The organism is Neorhizobium sp. T6_25, from assembly GCF_002968555.1.
Classification (GTDB): Bacteria; Pseudomonadota; Alphaproteobacteria; order Rhizobiales; family Rhizobiaceae; genus Neorhizobium.
Genome location: NZ_PVBL01000035.1, coordinates 1 through 18793, shown reverse-complemented (window position 1 = coordinate 18793; position 18793 = coordinate 1). Strand labels below are relative to the sequence as shown.

The 18793-nt window shown below is 62.7% G+C and carries 24 protein-coding genes; 18 read left to right on the top strand and 6 right to left on the bottom strand.

Annotated features, from left to right (window positions below; translation table 11 throughout):
- Nucleotides 1-51 precede the first annotated feature (51 nt).
- Nucleotides 52-603, bottom strand: a complete 552-nt coding sequence (locus C5L10_RS30245) for a MarR family winged helix-turn-helix transcriptional regulator (RefSeq protein ID WP_105432753.1) — start codon at nt 601-603, stop codon at nt 52-54.
- A gap of 118 nt (nt 604-721) precedes the next feature.
- On the opposite strand from C5L10_RS30245, the gene C5L10_RS30240 reads away from it, so the two are divergent.
- The 6 genes from C5L10_RS30240 to C5L10_RS30210 all read left to right on the top strand — a co-directional run bounded on the left by C5L10_RS30240 (nt 722) and on the right by C5L10_RS30210 (nt 6931).
- The gene (locus C5L10_RS30240) at nt 722-2254 is read left to right on the top strand and encodes an MDR family MFS transporter (protein WP_172717266.1); all 1533 of its coding nucleotides are present in this window, start codon (nt 722-724) and stop codon (nt 2252-2254) included.
- Between the two features lie 37 nt (nt 2255-2291).
- On the top strand, nt 2292-3302 hold the full coding sequence (locus tag C5L10_RS30235; protein ID WP_105432709.1) for a ligase-associated DNA damage response exonuclease: 1011 nt from the start codon (nt 2292-2294) through the stop codon (nt 3300-3302).
- Nucleotides 3303-3528: 226 nt separating this feature from the next.
- A complete protein-coding gene (locus tag C5L10_RS30225) occupies nt 3529-5154 on the top strand; it encodes a cisplatin damage response ATP-dependent DNA ligase (RefSeq protein WP_105432708.1) in 1626 nt (541 codons plus the stop codon).
- Nucleotides 5155-5216: 62 nt separating this feature from the next.
- Entirely contained in the window at nt 5217-5423 is a 207-nt protein-coding gene (locus C5L10_RS30220; protein ID WP_105432707.1) for a hypothetical protein, read from the top strand.
- Nucleotides 5424-5531: 108 nt separating this feature from the next.
- A complete protein-coding gene (locus C5L10_RS30215; RefSeq protein WP_245448302.1) occupies nt 5532-6485 on the top strand; it encodes a S9 family peptidase in 954 nt (317 codons plus the stop codon).
- A gap of 26 nt (nt 6486-6511) precedes the next feature.
- Entirely contained in the window at nt 6512-6931 is a 420-nt protein-coding gene (locus C5L10_RS30210; protein ID WP_105432705.1) for a thiol-disulfide oxidoreductase DCC family protein, read from the top strand.
- A gap of 32 nt (nt 6932-6963) precedes the next feature.
- On the opposite strand, the gene C5L10_RS30205 is transcribed toward C5L10_RS30210, so the two are convergent.
- Complete coding sequence (locus tag C5L10_RS30205; RefSeq protein WP_105432704.1) at nt 6964-7845, bottom strand: NAD(P)/FAD-dependent oxidoreductase; 882 nt, start codon at nt 7843-7845, stop codon at nt 6964-6966.
- A 136-nt stretch (nt 7846-7981) separates the two neighbouring features.
- On the opposite strand from C5L10_RS30205, the gene C5L10_RS30200 reads away from it, so the two are divergent.
- The 5 genes from C5L10_RS30200 (at nt 7982) to C5L10_RS30180 (ending at nt 11688) form a co-directional block, all read left to right on the top strand.
- On the top strand, nt 7982-8449 hold the full coding sequence (locus C5L10_RS30200) for an Rrf2 family transcriptional regulator (protein WP_105432703.1): 468 nt from the start codon (nt 7982-7984) through the stop codon (nt 8447-8449).
- A 121-nt stretch (nt 8450-8570) separates the two neighbouring features.
- On the top strand, nt 8571-9347 hold the full coding sequence (locus C5L10_RS30195) for a L,D-transpeptidase (RefSeq protein ID WP_245448306.1): 777 nt from the start codon (nt 8571-8573) through the stop codon (nt 9345-9347).
- 225 nt (nt 9348-9572) lie between these two features.
- On the top strand, nt 9573-10274 hold the full coding sequence (locus C5L10_RS30190) for a L,D-transpeptidase (protein ID WP_046664451.1): 702 nt from the start codon (nt 9573-9575) through the stop codon (nt 10272-10274).
- Between the two features lie 61 nt (nt 10275-10335).
- Nucleotides 10336-11220 (top strand): aminoglycoside phosphotransferase family protein, encoded by an 885-nt coding sequence (locus C5L10_RS30185; protein ID WP_105432702.1) that lies wholly within the window; start codon nt 10336-10338, stop codon nt 11218-11220.
- A gap of 60 nt (nt 11221-11280) precedes the next feature.
- The gene (locus C5L10_RS30180) at nt 11281-11688 is read left to right on the top strand and encodes a DUF6766 family protein (RefSeq protein ID WP_105432701.1); all 408 of its coding nucleotides are present in this window, start codon (nt 11281-11283) and stop codon (nt 11686-11688) included.
- A 58-nt stretch (nt 11689-11746) separates the two neighbouring features.
- On the opposite strand, the gene C5L10_RS30175 is transcribed toward C5L10_RS30180, so the two are convergent.
- Nucleotides 11747-12232 carry a MarR family winged helix-turn-helix transcriptional regulator gene (locus C5L10_RS30175; RefSeq protein WP_105432700.1) on the bottom strand — a complete coding sequence of 162 codons (486 nt, stop codon included), beginning with the start codon at nt 12230-12232 and terminating at the stop codon, nt 11747-11749.
- 156 nt (nt 12233-12388) lie between these two features.
- Here C5L10_RS30175 and C5L10_RS30170 point away from each other — a divergent pair, with 156 nt between their 5' ends.
- Nucleotides 12389-12811 (top strand): organic hydroperoxide resistance protein, encoded by a 423-nt coding sequence (locus C5L10_RS30170; protein WP_046631314.1) that lies wholly within the window; start codon nt 12389-12391, stop codon nt 12809-12811.
- Between the two features lie 12 nt (nt 12812-12823).
- On the opposite strand, the gene C5L10_RS30165 is transcribed toward C5L10_RS30170, so the two are convergent.
- Both C5L10_RS30165 and C5L10_RS30160 read right to left on the bottom strand, forming a co-directional pair.
- A complete protein-coding gene (locus tag C5L10_RS30165; protein ID WP_105432699.1) occupies nt 12824-13198 on the bottom strand; it encodes a TfoX/Sxy family protein in 375 nt (124 codons plus the stop codon).
- Between the two features lie 71 nt (nt 13199-13269).
- Nucleotides 13270-13728: a MarR family winged helix-turn-helix transcriptional regulator gene (locus C5L10_RS30160; protein WP_105432698.1), complete on the bottom strand. Its 459-nt coding sequence runs from the start codon at nt 13726-13728 to the stop codon at nt 13270-13272.
- Nucleotides 13729-13782: 54 nt separating this feature from the next.
- Between C5L10_RS30160 and C5L10_RS30155 the strand changes: the two genes are divergently transcribed.
- From C5L10_RS30155 to C5L10_RS30135, 5 genes are all read left to right on the top strand, one after another.
- Entirely contained in the window at nt 13783-14535 is a 753-nt protein-coding gene (locus tag C5L10_RS30155; RefSeq protein ID WP_205837112.1) for a thioredoxin family protein, read from the top strand.
- Nucleotides 14536-14576: 41 nt separating this feature from the next.
- Entirely contained in the window at nt 14577-15056 is a 480-nt protein-coding gene (locus tag C5L10_RS30150; protein ID WP_371412007.1) for a DUF1579 domain-containing protein, read from the top strand.
- 75 nt (nt 15057-15131) lie between these two features.
- Nucleotides 15132-15944 (top strand): VOC family protein, encoded by an 813-nt coding sequence (locus tag C5L10_RS30145; RefSeq protein WP_105432697.1) that lies wholly within the window; start codon nt 15132-15134, stop codon nt 15942-15944.
- Between the two features lie 193 nt (nt 15945-16137).
- Entirely contained in the window at nt 16138-16821 is a 684-nt protein-coding gene (locus C5L10_RS30140; RefSeq protein ID WP_105432696.1) for an alpha/beta fold hydrolase, read from the top strand.
- A gap of 26 nt (nt 16822-16847) precedes the next feature.
- Nucleotides 16848-17378: a dihydrofolate reductase family protein gene (locus C5L10_RS30135; RefSeq protein ID WP_105432695.1), complete on the top strand. Its 531-nt coding sequence runs from the start codon at nt 16848-16850 to the stop codon at nt 17376-17378.
- A 39-nt stretch (nt 17379-17417) separates the two neighbouring features.
- On the opposite strand, the gene C5L10_RS30130 is transcribed toward C5L10_RS30135, so the two are convergent.
- Nucleotides 17418-18176, bottom strand: coding sequence for an SDR family oxidoreductase (locus tag C5L10_RS30130; protein WP_105432694.1), 759 nt, complete (start codon nt 18174-18176; stop codon nt 17418-17420).
- A 126-nt stretch (nt 18177-18302) separates the two neighbouring features.
- On the opposite strand from C5L10_RS30130, the gene C5L10_RS30125 reads away from it, so the two are divergent.
- Entirely contained in the window at nt 18303-18698 is a 396-nt protein-coding gene (locus C5L10_RS30125; RefSeq protein WP_105432693.1) for a helix-turn-helix domain-containing protein, read from the top strand.
- The last annotated feature ends 95 nt before the right edge of the window (nt 18699-18793 follow it).

Below are 18793 nucleotides of genomic sequence, written 5' to 3'. Positions count from 1 at the left end.
TGCCTCCAGTTTCTAGCTAAAATTATACTGGAGTAAAACTTTCTGCGCAATCTATGGCATCGGCTGAGACACCTCGGAAAGCTCGCCCTCCGGCGGCTTTTCCGGTGCCACGTAGATCTCCTCAAAACTCGACACGAACTTTTCGAACAGCACCGAAAAGGCGTTGAGTTCGTCTTCCGGCCAGTCCTCCAGGACCCGTGCCAGCAGCGTGCGTTTGACGGTGCGGATCTCGGCCAGCAAGCTGTCGCCGAAATCGGTGCGCACAACCAGCGAGCGGCGGCCGTCCGTCTGCGAAGCGTCGCGGCGCAGGATGCCGCGGGCGACGAGATCGGCCACCAGCCGGCTGCCGCGCGAGGGGTCGATGCGCATCGCCTCGGCGATAGCACCGACCGTCACCTCGCCTTCGATCCGGCGCATCACGTCGAGCACGTCGAGATGCGAGATTTCCAAGCCCGGCGCGATATTGGCGATTGCCGTGCGGCCGATGATCCGCCGGCCGATCAGGATCCGCATCCGTCCCAGCGTTTCGCTCACGCGGGCCACGTCCTCGGGGGAAGGCGAGGCGGCAGCGGGTTTCTCTTTCAAAAGGCTCTTCGTCGTCATGGCATGAAACATATCAAAGCCCATGAGGCTTTCCAACCGTTCTTTGCACTGCGCATCAGAGTGCCGTTGACAATTATATGCTGAAGGCACATAAATTTAGGACACTTTGGATTGACCCATGGATATGACCCGCCCGGCCCATGTGCCGCTCGTCGCCAACCACCGCCAGCGGTTGGTGATCTTCTGCTTTTTGCTGACGGCGCTGTTCATGGCGACGCTGGACAACCAGATCGTCTCCACCGCGCTGCCGACGATTATCGGCGAGTTCGGCGAACTGGAGCGTTTCGGCTGGGTCGGCTCGGCCTATCTTCTCGCCAGCAGCACGTCGATGCCGATCTACGGCAAGCTCGGCGACCTGTTCGGCCGCAAATACGTGATGCTGGCGGCGATCGTCATCTTCACCGTCGGTTCGCTCACCTGCGGGCTTGCCTGGTCGATGGATTCGCTGATCGCCTCGCGCGTGCTCCAGGGCTTTGGCGGCGGCGGCATCATGGTATCGATCTTCTCCATCAATGCCGACCTGTTCGAGCCGCGCGAGCGGGCGAAATACCAAAGCTATTCGAGCCTGGTGATCATGGCCTCCGGCAGCCTCGGACCGCTGCTCGGCGGCACGATGAGCGAACTGTTCGGCTGGCGGTCCATCTTCCTGATCAACCTCCCGGTCGGCATCGTCGCGGTCACCGGCATTTCGCTTCTGCTTCCCTATCGCCGCCCGATCCGCAAGCCGAAGATCGATTATCTCGGCGCCGTCCTGCTGGCGGGAACCGTTGCGAGCATCGTCGTCTGGGCGGACAGCGTCACACTGTTCGGTTCGCTGGTTGCCTGGCAGTCGATAGCCGTCGTGGCGGTCGGCACCCTCTGCGCCATCCTCTGGGTCATCGTCGAGGGGAAGGTGCCCGAGCCGATCGTGCCGCTGAAACTCTTCCGCGATTCGACCTTTTCGTTGTTCCTGATCGTCTCCTTCTGCACCGGTGCGGTGGCGATCGGCATGGCGAACTATTTTGCGCTCTTCCTGCAGACGACCACCGGCCTGTCGCCGACGACCGCGAGCTTCTGCTTTGTCGCCACGACCCTCGGCATCGTCATCGGCTCGATCTCGACCGGCCGGCTGATCTCGATCACCGGCCGCTACAAGCCGTTCACGCTGATCGGTCTGTCGCTGAATATCGTTGCCCTGTTCATCTTCTCGCAGCTACCGGTCGGAACGCCGATCTATGTCATCCTCGGCTTCATGCTGATGCAGGGGTTGGCGATCGGCTTCGGCCAGCAGGCGCCGATCATCGGCGTACAGAATTCAGCCCCTCGCGAGGATGTCGGCGCGGCAACCGGTGCTGTGACGCTGATGCGCATGGCCGGCGCCTCGATCGCCATCTCGGTCTATGGCGCGATCGTCGCGGCCGGTATCCGGGGTGTCGGCACCAGCATTCCGGGCGTCGAGGACATCGGCTCGCTGACGCCGCTGATGATGCTCGCATTGCCCGAGCCGTCACGGATCGCGGTCCACACGCTCTACACCGAGGCCTTCACGCCGGTGTTCCTGGCCGGCAGCGCCATGGCGCTGATCGGCCTCATCGCCGCCCTGATGCTGAAACCGGTCCGTTTGCCATCAGCGCTCGTGGCCGAAAACAAGCCGGCTGCCGCCTCGGAGTGATCTGGCGCAGCGGCGTTTTTGCCCTATCTTCAAGGGCATGAAACCAGAGGCGCTGCTTCATCCCACCCCGGCCGGGCTGTTCTGCCCCATCGGCCGCTTCCATGTCGATCCGGTCCGTCCCGTCGAGCGGGCGTTGATCACCCACGGCCATTCCGACCACGCCCGCGCCGGCCATGCCAAGGTTCTGGCGACCCGCCAGACGCTCGACATCATGCGGCTGCGCTACGGCGAGGATTTTTGCGGCGAGGAGCAGGCAGCCGCCTTCGGCGAAGAGATCGATGTCGAAGGCGTGCGGGTGAGTTTTCATCCCGCCGGCCACGTGCTCGGTTCCGCCCAGATCGCCATCGAGAAAGACGGTCTGCGGATCGTGGTTTCGGGCGATTACAAGCGCGGCATCGACCCCACCTGCGCCTCCTTCGTGCCGGTCGCCTGCGACGTCTTCATTACCGAGGCGACCTTCGGCCTGCCGGTCTTCCACCACCCGGACCCCAAAGACGAGATCGACAAGCTGCTGACCTCGCTGAAACAGTTCCCCGAACGCAGCCACATGGTCGGCGCCTATGCGCTCGGCAAGGCGCAGCGGGTGATCCGGCTGATCCGCGATTGCGGGTATCATGAGCCGATCTTCATCCATGGCGCCTTGGCAAAACTCTGCGATTATTATGTCGGCCAGGGCATCGATCTCGGCGATATAAGACCCGCGACGATCGAGAAAAGCAGCCCCGACGCCTTCAAGGGCGCCGTCATCGTCGGTCCGCCCTCTGCCTTCCAGGATCGCTGGGCACGCCGCTTCAACGAACCCCTGATCGCCTTTGCTTCGGGCTGGATGATGGTGCGCCAGCGCGCCAAACAAGGCGGCGTCGAACTGCCGCTGGTCATCTCCGATCACTGCGACTGGCCGGAACTGCTGTCGACCATCGAGGAGATCGGCCCGAGCGAGGTCTGGGTGACGCACGGCCGCGAGGAGGCGCTGGTGCGCTGGTGCGAGCTGAAGAACATTCCCGCCCGGCCGCTGCATCTGGTGGGCTATGAGGATGAGGGGGATTGATGGGGATGATCTTTTCCGCTCGCCGAATCGGCGTCACCCCCCTCTGGCCTGCCGGCCATCTCCCCCTCAAGGGGGGAGATCGGCAAGACGCGCCTGCGTCGCCTGGTCTTCGACGTTTGCTGGTGGCTAAACATTGCCGCGATTCGATCTCCCCCCTTGAGGGGGAGATGCCTGGCAAGGCAGAGGGGGGTAAGCCACACGCCAAGCCCTTAACGAGGTGGCAAAAGTGAAACCCTTCGCCACCCTGCTCGACCGCCTCGTCCTCACCCCCTCGCGAAACGGCAAGCTCACCCTTCTCGCCGACTATTTTCGCGATACGCCCGATCCCGACCGCGGTTATGGCCTAGCCGCACTCGCCGGCGGGCTCGATCTGAAAAGCGTCAAGCCGGCCATGCTGCGCGATCTCGTGCTGGAACGCATGGACCCCGTCCTTTTCCAGTATTCCTACGACTATGTCGGCGATCTCGCCGAGACCATCTCGCTGGTCTGGGACGGCACCCGCAAGGACGAAATCGATGACGAGCACCAGCCGCGTCTCGGCGAGGTCGTCACCAGAATGAATTCGCTCGGCCGTACCGAGGTGCGCTCCGCCGTTCGCGACCTGCTCGACAAGCTCGATACGTCGAGCCGTTTCGCCTTCCTGAAGCTCGTCACCGGTGCGCTGCGCATCGGCGTCTCCGCCCGTCTCGCCAAGCAGGCGCTGTCGGACATGAGTGGAAAAGACGTCACCGAGATCGAGACGCTCTGGCACGGGCTGACGCCACCCTATGAACCGCTCTTCGCCTGGCTGGAGGGCAGGGCGGAAAAGCCGGTCCTCGCCACGCCGGCGATCTTCCACTCGGTCATGCTCGCCAATCCGGTGGAGACGGGCGATCTCGAAAAGCTGGACCCCGACGATTACGCCGCCGAGTGGAAATGGGATGGCATCCGCGTGCAGATGTCGAGCTACGGCGGCACCAGAAAACTCTATTCCCGCTCCGGCGACGACATTACCGGCGCCTTTCCCGATGTCGTAGGGTCGATGAATTTCGAAGGCGTCATCGACGGCGAACTTCTGGTCGGCGGCACCGCCCGTTCCAACAATCCCACGCGCACCTTCTCCGACCTGCAGCAGCGGCTGAACCGCAAGACGGTGACGGCCAAGATGCTCGACGACTACCCCGCCTTCGTGCGCGCCTACGACCTGCTGTTCGAAAGCGACCTCGATATCCGCGCGAAGAGTTTTCTCGAGCGCCGCAAACGCCTCGGCGATATCATACAGCGGGCGCCGCATGATCGGTTCGACCTCTCCGATCTCGTGCCCTTCACCACCTGGGACGAGCTCGACCGCATCCGCGTCGCGCCACCCGATCCGGTCATCGAAGGGGTGATGATCAAGCGCAAGGACAGCCCATACCAGGCCGGCCGCCTCAAGGGCCCGTGGTTCAAGTGGAAGCGGGACCCCTACAATATCGACGCGGTGATGCTTTATGCCCAGCGCGGCCACGGCAAGCGGTCGAGCTATTATTCCGACTTCACCTTCGGCGTCTGGGCCGAAACGCCCGACGGCGAGGAACTGGTGCCGGTCGGAAAAGCCTATTTCGGCTTTACCGATGCGGAACTCGAAGTGCTCGACAAGTTCGTGCGCGACAACACGGTCGATCGGTTCGGACCCGTGCGGGCGGTGCGTGCGGAACCGGATTTCGGCTTCGTGCTGGAAGTCGCCTTCGAGGGCATCAACCGCTCGACCCGCCACAAGTCGGGCGTCGCCATGCGCTTCCCGCGGATCGCCCGCCTGCGCCAGGACAAGCTGCCGCGCGACGCCGACCGGCTGGCAACCCTGACGGCAATGGTGGAGGCACGCGAGGGTTGAATGTAGCGAAATTCGCCTATCTGAACCCCGATATTTCAGATCTGGGTGCTGGGGATAACGACATGACGAAATCGAGCTTTATCATCAAGGGCATTGTCGCACTCATCGGCTGCGTCGCAGCCGCTTATGTCGGCCAGGAACTTTTGGGCGGCGCCGCTCTCGGATGGGTGGTCGGCGGCGCTGTTCTCGGCGTCACTGCCGGACCGTTTCTTCAGGCGCTCGTTCAGTGGCGCAAGGAGAAGGATGCCATGCGCGCGAAGAGGCTTTAGGCAACCAAGCCTCGGGCTTCCCTATGAAGTTCGCGAATGAGTGAATGGACAGCGTTTCCTGCAAATGCTGATATCGGCCCGGCGAAACGCTCTTCAGGCTCATCACATATGACAGATCACCGCATTCTTCCTTCCCGAAATCTCATGGAAGACGGCGGTCTAACCCGCCGTACCCTGCTGGCTGGCGCCGCCGGCCTCTCGGTTGCAGCCATGCTGCCGGCCGCGGCCCGCGCTGAGTTTCTCGTTCCCGAAGTTCCTCCGCTCGAAAAGCAGGATTATGGCGATGCTCGCCGGCATTTCCACACCAACCTCATCCGCAAGGGCCCGTCCCCGGAACAGTCTCCCCCGCTCGGCACGCCCGCCGGTTCGAAGAAGGTGATGTATCGCGGCGGACCGGACGGCTCGATCGAGCTGATCGCCTGGATCTCGCCCTACGAGTCCTCCGCGAAACTGAAGCCCGCAGTCCTTTTCCTGCATGGCGGCAACGCCACGGGCGACGGCCATTGGGAACTGATGAAGGCCTATTGGGAAGCGGGCTACGTCGTCATGCTGCCCTCGTTCCGCGGCGAAAACGGCCAGGCCGGCAATTATTCGGGCTTCTACGACGAGACTTCGGACGCGCTGGCGGCAGCCTCCTATCTGGAGCAGCTGCCGGGGATCGACAAGAACCGCTTCTTCCTTGCCGGCCATTCGAATGGCGGCACGCTGGCACTGCTCGCTTCGATGACGCGAAAGTTCCGCGCCTCCGCGCCGATCTCGGCGGGCGTCAATTCCTGGCGTTATTTCGGCCGGTTCGAGCGGGAAGTGCGCTTCGACGAGAGCGACCAGAAGGAATTCATCATGCGCTCTTCGGTCTGCTTCGGCCACAGCCTCAAATGCCCGACGCTCCTGCTGCGCGGCACCGAGGAGCGGCCCTTCGACGCCGATCACCGGCTGCTGATGGACCGGGCGAAATCAGCCGGCGTTGAGATCGAGGCCAAGCTCCTGCCCGGCAACCACAACGGCGTCGTGCCGGGCGCGGTCGCCGAAAGCATCCGCTTCTTCAACCAGGTCACGGGTTAAGGCCGAGCCTTCGCCGGAGCGCATGTATGAGCGGTAGCAACGCAATGGATTGGGGCGGGCCGATCATCGTCTTCGATGCGATGTGCGTCCTGTGTTCGGCCAACGCCCAGTTCGTGCTTCGGCACGATCGCGCCGCAAGGTTCCGCCTGGCGTCGATGCAGGGCGAGGTCGGCACAGCGCTTTACCGGCGGTGCGGGATCGACCCCGAAAACCCCGAAACCATGATCGTCGTGGATGGGCAGAGCGTCCTGCGCGACAGCGACGCGGTTCTGGTAATCTATGAAGGGCTCGGATGGCCCTGGAAGGCGCTGTCGATCGTCAGGCTGGTGCCGCGGTTCATTCGCGATCCGCTTTACCGCCTGATCGCCAGAAATCGCTATCGCATCTTTGGACGGCGAGAGTCCTGCTGGCTTCCGTCACCGGAGCAGGCCCGCCGCATCCTGTGAAGCCGCATCCTGTGAAGAGGGTGCAGTAGGAATTACCCGAACATCAGCGACCGGTGCGTCCCCGCGCCCGCCATGGCGCCGTCACCGACGGAGATTGCCACCGAGCCTGCCGCGCGGGCTGCATCGCCGCAGGCGAAAACGCCGGGAATGCTGGTCTGCTGGGTCATGTCGGTGCGGATGAATTTGCCCACCGGGCCGTCCTCCAGGGCGCAGCCGAGCTGTTCGGCAATGGGACTTGCCAGTTCCGTTCGCGACAGCACGAAAAGTCCGGCGAAACTCAAGCCCCGGCCATCTTGCAGAAGGACTTCGGCATGGCCGCCGATCGACGAGATCGGGGTTTCCTCGACGGTGACACCACGCGCCGCCAGGTGGCCGGCCTGTTCCTCGTCAGGTCGGAACGCATCGTTGAGCAACAGGGTGGTCGGTCCCCAGTCGGGCAGCATCAGCGCGTGATGCATCGACATGGCGGAGACGCCGATCACGCCTATCTGTCCCCGGTTCAATTCGTAGCCGTGGCAATAGGGGCAATGAAAGACGCTTTTGCCCCACCGGTCGGTCAGGCCGGGAATCTCGGGCAGGTGATCCTTGACGCCCACGGCGAGCACCAGCCGTTTCGCCGCAAGCTCTCTGCCGCCTGATGTCACCGAGAAACCGGTGTCGCTTTTCCGGGCATCGTCGGCCCGTGCATCCAGCCATTCGACGGTCGGATAGGCCATCAGCTGCGAGCGGGCCTCGCCGGCGATGATCTCGGGCCGTTCCCCGTCGCGGGTGAGAAACCCATGAGAAGTCTCGGCAAAACGGTTTCTGCGGCGGCCGTCGTCGATGACGAGGACGCGCCGCCGGGCGCGGGCGAGCTGCAGGGCGGCGGAGAGGCCGGCATAGCTGCCACCGATGACGATTGCTTCGTAATCCATGCGAAATCCTCCTCATGAGTCTTGGAACAACATAAGTTACATGATGGCACGCGGTCAATAGATTCGTAACTTATGTTGTTGCGAATGAATGCGCGTGTTAGGAATGCACGGCCGAAAACGCGTAGGGAGCGCCGCGATGAGACATGACAGCCGCCTGTCCCGCATGCTGCATGTGCTGATCCATATGGATCGCCATGAAGGCGCGGCCACGTCGGAAACCATTGCCGCGATGCTCAACACCAATCCGGTCGTGGTCCGCCGCACCATGGCGGGGCTCCGGGAAAAGGGCTATGTGAGCTCGGAAAAGGGCCATGGCGGCGGCTGGAGACTGGGTCGCCCGCTATCGGAAATGACGTTGCTCGACATTTACGAAGCGGTTGGCGAACCTGCGGTCTTTGCGGTCGGCCCTGCCTGCGACCAGCCGGCATGCCTGGTGGAGCAGGCGGTCAATGCGGCCCTTTCCGAAGCTTTCGAGGAGGCCGAAAAGCTGCTTCTCAGCCGCTTCGGCCAGGTGACGCTGGCAGATATCGCCCGCGACTTCGATGCCCGCATGGCACGCTATCCGGCATTGGCGGCCCATGCCGGTGCCGGCTGGCACGCGTGAACGGTTCCACCAGCTTCGCGCCAGCCGCATCTGCCATTGTCGGCTGGACTTCATCTGCTGGAAGCGGGTTCCCATGCCATTCTCCTTTCGACCTTTCCGCCGACCCCTTGGCCTTTCCGTCATGCTCGCCGCGTCCGTGGCGCTCAGTGGCTGCCAGATTCCCTTGGTCACCGATACCAGCCGCATGAACCCGGACGTCTTCGTGCAGCAGACGGCGCCGGTCTTCAACGTCGCACCCTATGCCGATCCGCCGTCGAACCAGCCGCCTCCGATGCCTGGCGCCATCCCGCACAAGCGCCAGCTCTATCCGTCGACTTTCCACCAGACCTATGGACTGCCGGTTTCCAATCCGGTCCACCGGGCCATGTACGGCGTCATCCGCGACGACGGCCACACGCTCCCGGCCATCCCCTATTCGCGCATCGATGCCCGGTATCTGCGCCAGGACGTCGATTACCGCACCAACGAAGCGCCGGGCACGATCGTCGTCGATACCAGGGAACGTTACCTCTATCTCGTGCAGCCGGGCGGCAAGGCGATCCGCTACGGCGTCGGCCTCGGCAAGGCCGGTTTCTCGTGGCAGGGCCGCGGCGTGATCCAGCGCAAGGCGGAATGGCCGCGCTGGACGCCGCCGGACGAGATGGTCGCCCGCCAGCCCGACCTGCGCAAATTTTCGGCCGCCGAGGGCGGTGCCAATCCGGGCCTCAACAATCCGCTCGGCGCCCGCGCGCTCTATATCTTCAAGGATGGCCAGGACACGCTCTACCGCGTGCACGGCACGCCGGACTGGCAGTCCGTCGGCAAGCAGACCTCGTCGGGCTGCGTGCGCATGCTCAACCAGGATGTCATCGACCTCTTCGACCGCATTCCTTCGGGCACGCCGATCGTGGTCATCTGACCACGGAAACACCTCCTCCAATGGACGGAAAGAGCGGCATTGCCGCTCTTTTTTATTCGTCATCTCAAGGGTTTGAACCGCCGTGTAAATCTCGTGAATAGTTGATTAAGGACCGTGGACCTATCTTCCAGCTCAGGGAGCGAGTCGGAACCTTTCGACCGCCCTGCCGTTAAAGAGCGATTTTGCTGTTCCCTGCGTTTTACCTATCGAGCGGTCCTGCCTCAGATGATCCTGAACCCTTCCTTTTCCCGCCGGAGTTTTTTGTCTCTCCTCGGCGCGGGCGCCGCCTCCACGCTTGCCGGCTGCGCCTCGTCCGTGCCGCGCCCGCTGGCGACGACGGTTGCCTTCCGTCCGGAGCCCATTGAAGGCCCCTCGTCGGAACTGGATGTCATGTACGGCACCGTGGTCGATGGCGGTTTCGTCATCCCGGCGATCCCCTATCGACAGATCAACCCACGCTATTATCGCCAGCAGGTCGTCGATCCGACCGGCGAACGCCCCGGCACGGTGGTCGTCGATACGGCCTCGCGCTTCCTCTACCTCGTCGAGCCGGGCGGCACCGCCATGCGCTACGGCGTCGGCATCGGCCGCGAGGGTTTTGCCTGGCAGGGCGAGGGCGTCATCCAGTGGCGACAGAGATGGCCGAAATGGACGCCGCCGGACGAGATGGTCGCGCGCCAGCCGGAACTCACCAAATATTCGGCGAAGAACGGCGGCATGCCGCCCGGCCTTTTGAATCCCCTCGGTGCCCGCGCGCTCTACATCTTCCAGAACGGCAAGGATACGCTCTACCGCCTGCATGGCTCGCCGGAATGGAATTCGATCGGCACCGCCGCGTCGTCCGGCTGCGTGCGGCTGATGAACCAGGATATCATCGACCTCTACGACCGCGTGCCGGAAAAAGCGCGCATCGTGGTGTGGCAGTAGGCTTTTCTGTCACAGAGGGCTGCTATCAACCCGGCCTGATCCGCCGTGCCGGGAGGTTTACATGGTTGAAATCGATGTCCCTCTCGTCAGGGGACTGATCGCCGAACAGTTCCCCGAATGGGCGGGCCTGGACATGCGCCCGGTCGCGATCGGTGGATGGTGCAATCGTACCTTCCACCTCGGCGACACCATGCTGGTGCGTCTGCCGAGCGCCGAACGTTATGTCGCGCAGGTGGAGAAGGAGCATCGCTTCCTGCCGATGCTGGGTCCCCGATTGCCGCTTCCCGTTCCCGTGCCCCTCGGGCTCGGAAAGCCGGGCGAGGATTATCCCTGGCCCTGGTCGGTCTATGCCTGGATCGCGGGTGACCGATCCAGCCTCCAGACGATCGCCGACCTGACCGTTTTTGCGGAGGACGTCGCGGATTTCCTCCTGGCGCTGTGGAAGATCGACGCATCCGACGGCCCGTTGGCCGGCACCCATAACTTTTTCCGCGGCGGCGCGTTGGAAGTCTATGACGCGGAGACGCGCCGCTCGATCGACATCCTCTCCGGCGAAATCGATGTGCCGCTGATCACCGAAATCTGGGAGCGGGCGCTCGCCTCAACCTGGAAGAATACACCGGTCTGGGTGCATGGCGACGTCGCCGAGGGCAATCTCCTGGCGCGCGACGGACGGCTTGCGGCCGTTATCGATTTCGGCAGTTCCGGCACCGGCGACCCGGCCTGCGACCTCGTCATCGCCTGGACCCTGTTCGACGAACCGGCGGCCCGCGCTTTCCGCAACCGGGTGGGGCTCGATGCCGAGACCTGGGAAAGGGCGCGTGGCTGGTGCCTGTGGAAGGCGCTGATTACGGTTGCCGGCGAACCCGGAACGAACCCGCTGGTCAAGGAACAGCATCGCCGCTGGATCGACCGGATCGCCGCGGATCACCTAAGCCGAACTTGATCCGCGGGAACCACCTTGGAACTTCACCGTTACTTTGCGCGGGGCGTTCTGGAGGAAGCCATGCAGCAGCATTCACTATGGCGTGCGTATAGCTACGCCTGGATAACCTTGGCATTTTTCGTTTTCAGTCTTGTCGGGCATTGGCTGTTCGGCTGGTTTGCCTTCGTACAGGAACAGGCCGAGCACGGACAGCCGGTCGAATTTTCCCCCTATCTGACGGAAATGCTGCGCGACACTTTTGAAAACTGGCAGTCGGAATTTTTGCAGCTGCTCTGGCAGGTCGGGGGCCTGGCCTTCTTCCTGTTCCTGGGCTCGCCGCAATCGAAGGAAGGGTCCGACCGGCTGGAGGCGAAGATCGACGTCATCCTCCGCAAGGTGGATCCCGTCGATGGCGAAGGTGTGATCCGGGACCTGGACGAGCAATATTCGGGCCGCCATACCGACGAACCTGAAGCCCACAAGCCGTGAGCCCGACGGCTTCATTGCAATCTGGTGACGACCGGCCTCGGCCGGTCATGGAGGTCTGTCAAGCAGAGGGCAATGGGTCTTTTTCGCTTCCCGCCTTGGTCAGCCTCTGCTTCAGCGCGATCAGTTCGTCGCGCAGCGCCACCGCCTCTTCGAAACTGCAGCCGACAGCCTTGCCGATCGCACCGGCGACGCCGGCCGCCTGGGTTTTCAGCTCCGTTCCCCTTTTCGTCAGCGAGATCCTCACCTGCCGCTCGTCGTCGCGGTCGCGTTTGCGGGCGACGAGGCCGGATTGTTCGAGCCGCTTGAGGAGAGGGGAGAGCGTGCCGGAATCCAGTCCAAGCCGGTCGCCGATCGCCTTTACCGGCTGGTCGTCCTCCTCCCACAGCGTGATCATCACCAGGTATTGCGGATAGGTGAGCCCGAGCGGCTCGAGCAGCGGCTTGTAGGTGCGCGTGAAGGCATGCGCCGCGCCGTAGATCGCAAAGCACAGCTGCGCATCGAGCTCGATCTCGAAATTATCCGCATTGCCCGCTTTTTTCTGCATGGCCGGTCCTGTCTTCACGTGCCTGTGCTCTATCTTTTTCCGCAAACGCATTTTCGCAGGCTTGACGGGAAAATGCAATGCGCGTAATTAGATTGTGCGCAATTGAATTGCGGACAATATTTATCACCCAGGACTAGAACCAAGGGAGTTAGACCCATGCCCATTCTCTACACCACCAAGGCTTCCGCCACCGGCGGCCGCGCCGGCCATGGCGCCTCGGAAGACGGCGTTCTCGACGTCACGCTGACGGTTCCGAAGGAACTCGGCGGCGACGGTGCCCGCGGCACCAACCCGGAGCAGCTTTTTGCCACCGGTTATTCCGCCTGCTTCCTCGGTGCGCTGAAATTCGTAGCCGGCAAGGAAAAGGTAAAGATCCCGGATGACGCCAAGGTGACGGCCACTGTCGGCATCGGCCCGCGCGAAGACGGCGGCGGTTTCGGCATCGAAGTATCGCTTCTGGTCAGCATCCCGGGCGTCGAACGGTCGGTTGCCGAAGACCTCGCCGCCAAGGCCCACATCGTCTGCCCCTATAGCCACGCGATGCGCACCTCGACCGAAGTGCCGGTCACGGTCGCCTGAGGCAGGCCTCTTTCAGGAAGCGGCTCCGGCCGCTTTCTTTTGTTTGCTGTCCGGCGACGACCGTGCCGCGCGATAGGCGGCCGTTGCCCAATCGTTGAGCCGGTCGTCATCGTCGAGCACATCGGCCGGCACCTCGTAGTAGCTCGCAACAAGGACATTCCGGGCGGATGTCTTGTAGGAAAAGGGGCGTGACTCCAGCGCTTCGAACTGCGGCCGACTTTCATCGTCTACGCGAAAATACAGCGAGTTCTTCATCACGAAGCCGATTTGTGCACCGCCGATGCGTATCGCGGCGCCGGCAAAATAGCGGGTCACCGTGGCAGGCTCGACCGACGTCAGCCGATCCGCAATGTCTAAAGCCATCTGGCGTGAGATCGAAAGGGACATGGGTTCTCGGAATTCGGGTTCGGCGGTTTCTGGTTATCTCTCCGGCACCCGCCTCCGGTCAAGCCGCCGCCTTACTTGATCACGCTCAGCGTCGCCCGCAGCTCTTCCGGGCCGCCCTCGCCAAGCTCGGCGTCGACCTCCGCATGCACCCGTATCCAGATAGGCAGTGCGGCGGAAAGCATGGTCATTCCGTCGTCCGTCAGGCGCAGAAGCCGACCGCGCCGGTCCTTCGGGTCGACGGTGGTTTCCACCAGGCCGCGCCGTTCCAGTACTTTCAGTGCCGCCGTCAGCGTCGTGCGGTCCATCGCGAGCAGGCTGGCGACCTGGCCCATCGGCGCCGGCTGCGGCCGGTTCAGCGACATCATCAGCGAAAACTGCCCGTTGGTGAGCCCGATCGGCTTCATCGCATTGTCGAAACGTCGGGCCAGCGCCCGCGCCGCCCGCTGCACATGCAGGCAGAGGCACGTGTCGCGTACCAGCAGCGTCGTCGAAAAGGGAATCACTTCGATAGTCGGGATGTTTGACAGCATGGAAAGAGTATGTTGATATCAACTTATTCTGTCAAGCATTGGAGGAGGCCTGTCATGGATGTCACCATGTCCCCGAAAAACCCTGTCGTCAGCCGCGAGGAGTGGCTCGAAGCCCGGCGCAAGCTACTGGCTCTGGAAAAGGAAGAGACCCATCTGCGCGACAAGGTGCGCGCCGAACGCCAGGCCATGCCCTGGGTAAAGGTCGACAAGGATTATGTGTTCGACACCGCGAACGGCAGAAACTCGCTCGCCGATCTTTTCGATGGCCGCAGCCAGTTGATCGTCTATCACTTCATGCTCGGTCCGGATTGGGATGCCGGCTGCCCGGGCTGCTCGTTCCTGTCGGACCATATCGACGGCACGCTGCCGCATCTCAACAACCACGACGTCACCTTCATCGCAGTCGCGCGAGCGCCGCTCGACAAGATCGAGGCCTACAAGAAGCGCATGGGCTGGAAGTTTCCCTGGGTCTCGTCCTTCGGCAGCGATTTCAATTTCGACTATCACGTTTCCTTTTCCAAGGAAGACCTTGCCAAGGAGAAGGTGTATTATAACTTCCGTGAAGTGCCGCCGTCCGAGGCGCATGATGAACTGCCGGGTCTTTCAGCCTTCTACAGGAACGAGGCGGGCGAGGTCTTTCATACCTATTCCAGCTACGCCCGAGGCGGCGAAGAGCTGATCGGCACGCTGATGATCCTCGACCGGGCGCCGCTTGGTCGCAACGAGGACTCGACGATGAACTTCGTCAAGCGTCACGACGAATACGAACAGAAACCACAAGGGACGGCTTCATCCTGCTGCCATTGAACGGGTTCATTCTGGAGCTTCGAAAAGAGGAGGAGGAAAAGATGAGCGCGATGGAAATGCCCAAACCCCAGGCCGAACACGGCTTTCTGGAAAGAATGGTCGGCCTCTGGGAGGTGACCTCCACCAGCATGGGCCATGACGAAAAATGGGTCGAGGTCTGCCGGTCGCTGAACGGCATCTGGTTCGTTGCCGAAGGCAGCGGCGAGATGCCGGGGGGCGGTGGCCCGGCCACCACCATTCTCACCCTCGGCTACGATCCGGGCAAGGGCAAATATGTCGGCACCTGGCTCGGCACGATGATGAACCATCTCTGGGTCTACGAGGGGGAGGTGTCGGACGACGGATCGACGCTCAATCTCTACACGAGCGGCCCGGATTTCGCCAATCCCGGCAAGACCGGCGACTACCGCGAGCAGATCATCTTCACCGACGACGATCACCGCACCTTCAATTCCAGCGCCAAACAGCCGGACGGCACCTGGCAGCAGTTCATGGAAGCGCATTACGCCCGCAAGCGCTGAGCCTTGCGGGTGCTCAATCAACGCGTCGAACGGCCAACGCGTCGAACGGCGCAGTCATTCGGAGAGGAGACGACCATGTTGCAGACCGTTACCGGGACCAGATCGGAGACCCATGGCAAATTCATCTGGGTCGAGCTGATGACGCCCGATACCGATGCCGGCGGAAAATTCTATTCGTCGGTGGTCGGCTGGAAAGTCAAGGAAATGTCGATGCCCGACATGCCCGCCTACTACCTGTTCGAGATGGGCGAGGGCGACAATTGCCCGGGCATCGGCGGCATGATGAACTTTCCGCCCGAACTCGAGGGCAAGATCCCGCCGAACTGGACGGGTTATGTCTCGGTCGACGACGTCGACCAGATGGCCAGGGATTTCGTCGCCAATGGCGGCCGCGTGCAGCGCGAGCCCGAGGATATTCCGGGCATCGGCCGTTTCGCGGTCGTTGCCGATCCGCACGGCGCAGTCATCTGCATCATGACGCCGCTGCCGATGGAGAATCCGCCGCAGGAACTCGCCGCGGACGCCGTCGGCAATGTCGGCTGGCGGGAACTTTATGCCGGCAACGGCAAGGAAGCCATGGACTTCTACGGCAAGATGTTCGGCTGGACGCTCGACCACGACTTCGACATGGGGCCGATGGGCGTCTACCACATCTTCTCCCACAACGGTCGTCAGATCGGCGGCATGATGACCAAGCCGGCGGAAGTGCCGATGGCCTGCTGGTGCTACTATTTCATCGTCGACTCGATCGACGCCGCGATCACACGGTTGACGGCAGGCGGCGGCAAGGTCGTCCACGGTCCGATGGAAGTCCCCGGCGGCTCCTGGATCGTCCAGGCGCTCGATCCGCAGGGCGCTTTCTTCGCGCTGACTTCCGCGAAGAAGTAAGCGGCACAGTCTGTTTTGGCAGGTGTTGGCCCTCATCCTGAGGGGCATGCGAGGCGTTGAAGGAGACGCCCGCATGTCGCCAAAGGGTGAGGGCCTTCCCCTTTTATGCCTCGATAAAAACCGGTTGCAAAATGAAATTGGATTGGTAAACTTCGACCAATTGCAAATCGCAACTAGTTGAAGGGGGAGACCCATGGCGGATCGAAAACTGACATTCCTGATCGTTCACGGAGCCTGGACCGGCGGATGGTCCTGGGAGAGGGTGCTGAACCGCCTGCATGCCGGGGGCCACCGCGCCTATGCGCCGACGCTGACCGGGCTTTGCGAACGCAAGCACCTGGCAGGCCCGTCCGTGGACCTCGATACCCATATCGACGACATCGTCAACGAGGCGATCTACAAGGACCTGACGGATCTTGTGCTGGTCGGCCATTCCTATGGCGGCATCGTCGCCACCGGCGTGGTCGAGCGCATGCCCGAGCGCATCCGCTCGATCGTTTATGTTGAGGCCTTCATTCCCGAGGACGGCATGAGCTTCACGGACTACGATCCGGAGGGAGATTATTCCGCGCCGATGATCCCTGTACCGGAAGGACCAGGCGGCTATCTGCGCGAAGAGGACGAGCTGTGGGCCGCACCGAAGGCGACGCCCCAACCTTCCGGCACGCTGCGGCAGAAGCTGAAAGTCACCGGCGCCTACGAGCGCGTGCCCAAAAAGACCTTCATCGTCGCGACCGGCTGGGACGGGCCGTTCGGCCAGATGTCGGAGAAATACCGCGGCGCCCCTGGCTGGACCGTGCGGGAGCTTGCCTGCGGCCACGACATCCCGATCGACTTGCCGGACGAACTGACGGCACTGCTGATCGAGGCGGCCTGAATATCCTGCGGTGGAGATCTTGCGACATGGCGAAGCTCATCTTTGGAATGAACCTGTCCCTCGACGGTTATGTCGACCACGAGAAAATGGAGACAGGCCCCGCGCTCTTTCGTCACTGGATAGAGCACGTACGTGATCTGACCGGCAGTGTGTATGGTCGCCACATGTACGAGACCATGCGGTATTGGGACGAAGACCGCCCCGAATGGGATGCCGAGCGCCACGAGTTCGCCGCGGCCTGGCGGCGCCTGCCGAAGTGGGTCGTGTCGCGCTCGCTGAAGTCTGTCGGCCCCAACGCCACGCTCGTCGAAGGTGACGTCGAGGCGGCGATCCGTGACCTGAAGGCTCGGCTCGCCGGGGAGATTTCGGTGTCCGGACCGGACCTCGCGGGCAGCCTGACCGACCTTGGCCTTATCGACGAATACCGGCTCTACCTCCACCCCGTCGTGCTCGGCCGCGGCAAGCCGTTCTTCGCCGGCCCGCGGCCACCGCTTCGCCTTGTTTCCACCGATCGCGTTGGCGAGGAGGTGATCAGGCTGACATACGTGCCTGCTTAAATCCCTTCCTCGCCAGACCGAGCGTCGATGCGTCGGTAATCAGTGGCTCATCGAATTGATGCCGTTGAACATCGCGTCGAAATTGCCGTTCTCGATCGCGTAGCGCAGCGGCTTGCAGCGTTCGACGACCACTTCCTCGACGTCCGGCTGCCGCGTCAGGATGTCCATGACCTCCGAGATGAAATCGGCAAGCGGCATCGCGTTCGGGTCGCTGGCCTGGCGTTCGCCCATCAGGGATGTCTGCACATAGGGCGGCACGATCTCGATCACCTGCGGCCCCGCCTCTTTGAGCTGCTCGCGGATCGCCATCGAATAGGAATGAATGGCGGCTTTGGTGGCGGAATAGGTCGGCGTCAGCGCCATCGGCACGAAGGCGAGGCCCGAAGATACGGTCAGGATCGCAGCATCTTTCCGGGTGCGCAACTGCGGCAGCAGCGCCGCGATCAGCCGGATCGGGCCGAGCAGGTTGGCGGTGATCGTCTCTTCGGCGGTCGAAAGATAATCCGAGCCGGCGCCGATATGTTCCGGCACCATGATGCCGGCATTGTTGATGACGGCGTTCAGCGATGGATAGGCGGCCGCGAGCTCGGCCGAAAATGTCTTGATTGCGTCGGCATCGGAAAGATCGAGCACCATGCCTTTCATGCCGGGATTGGCGGCGGTCACCGCGTCGAGTGTTGCCTGGCGCCGCCCGGTGATGATCATCTGGTTGCCGAGCGCATGGAACGCCTCGGCGAGCGCCCGGCCGATGCCCGAATTGCCGCCGGTGATGAGGATCGTATTGCCGTTCATTTTCATGGTCGCCGCCTTTCCGTTTTGCGTGGCCGGAAAATACGGCTATCAATCTCTTCTCGGAAGAAGGCACCCAAAAGATGTATACGCACCAAAAGGAGAGTGACTGTGGATCAAGAAATTCGCCCGTCGATGCGGTCGCCCTCAGGTCGTGAAATCCCCGACGAGATCGACCCGGTATTGGAAGAACTGGTACGCGGCATCATCGGCCAGGTGGCCGACAAGTGGACCATGCTGATCCTCGAGGTCCTGGAAGAACACGGCACGCTGCGCTTCACCCGGATCGGAAAGCTGACCGGCGGCATCAGCCAGAAGATGCTGACCCAGACGCTGCGGCAGATGGAACGCGACGGTTTTGTGTCGCGCAAGGTCTATCCGGTCATCCCGCCGAAAGTCGAATACAACCTCACGGAACTCGGCCGAAGCCTCAGCGCCGCCTTCTGCGCGGTCTGGGAATGGGCAGCGACCCACCACGCCGATATCGAGGCGGCGCGAAAAGCCTTCGAAGAGCGCAGCGGGAAGGCCTGAGTTTTTCTCCTTATGGAGGGGAGGGTGGCCGGCAGGCGGGCGGGGTTTTCATACTGGTTGAAGGCCCCTCCCCAACCCCTCCACACAAGGGGGAG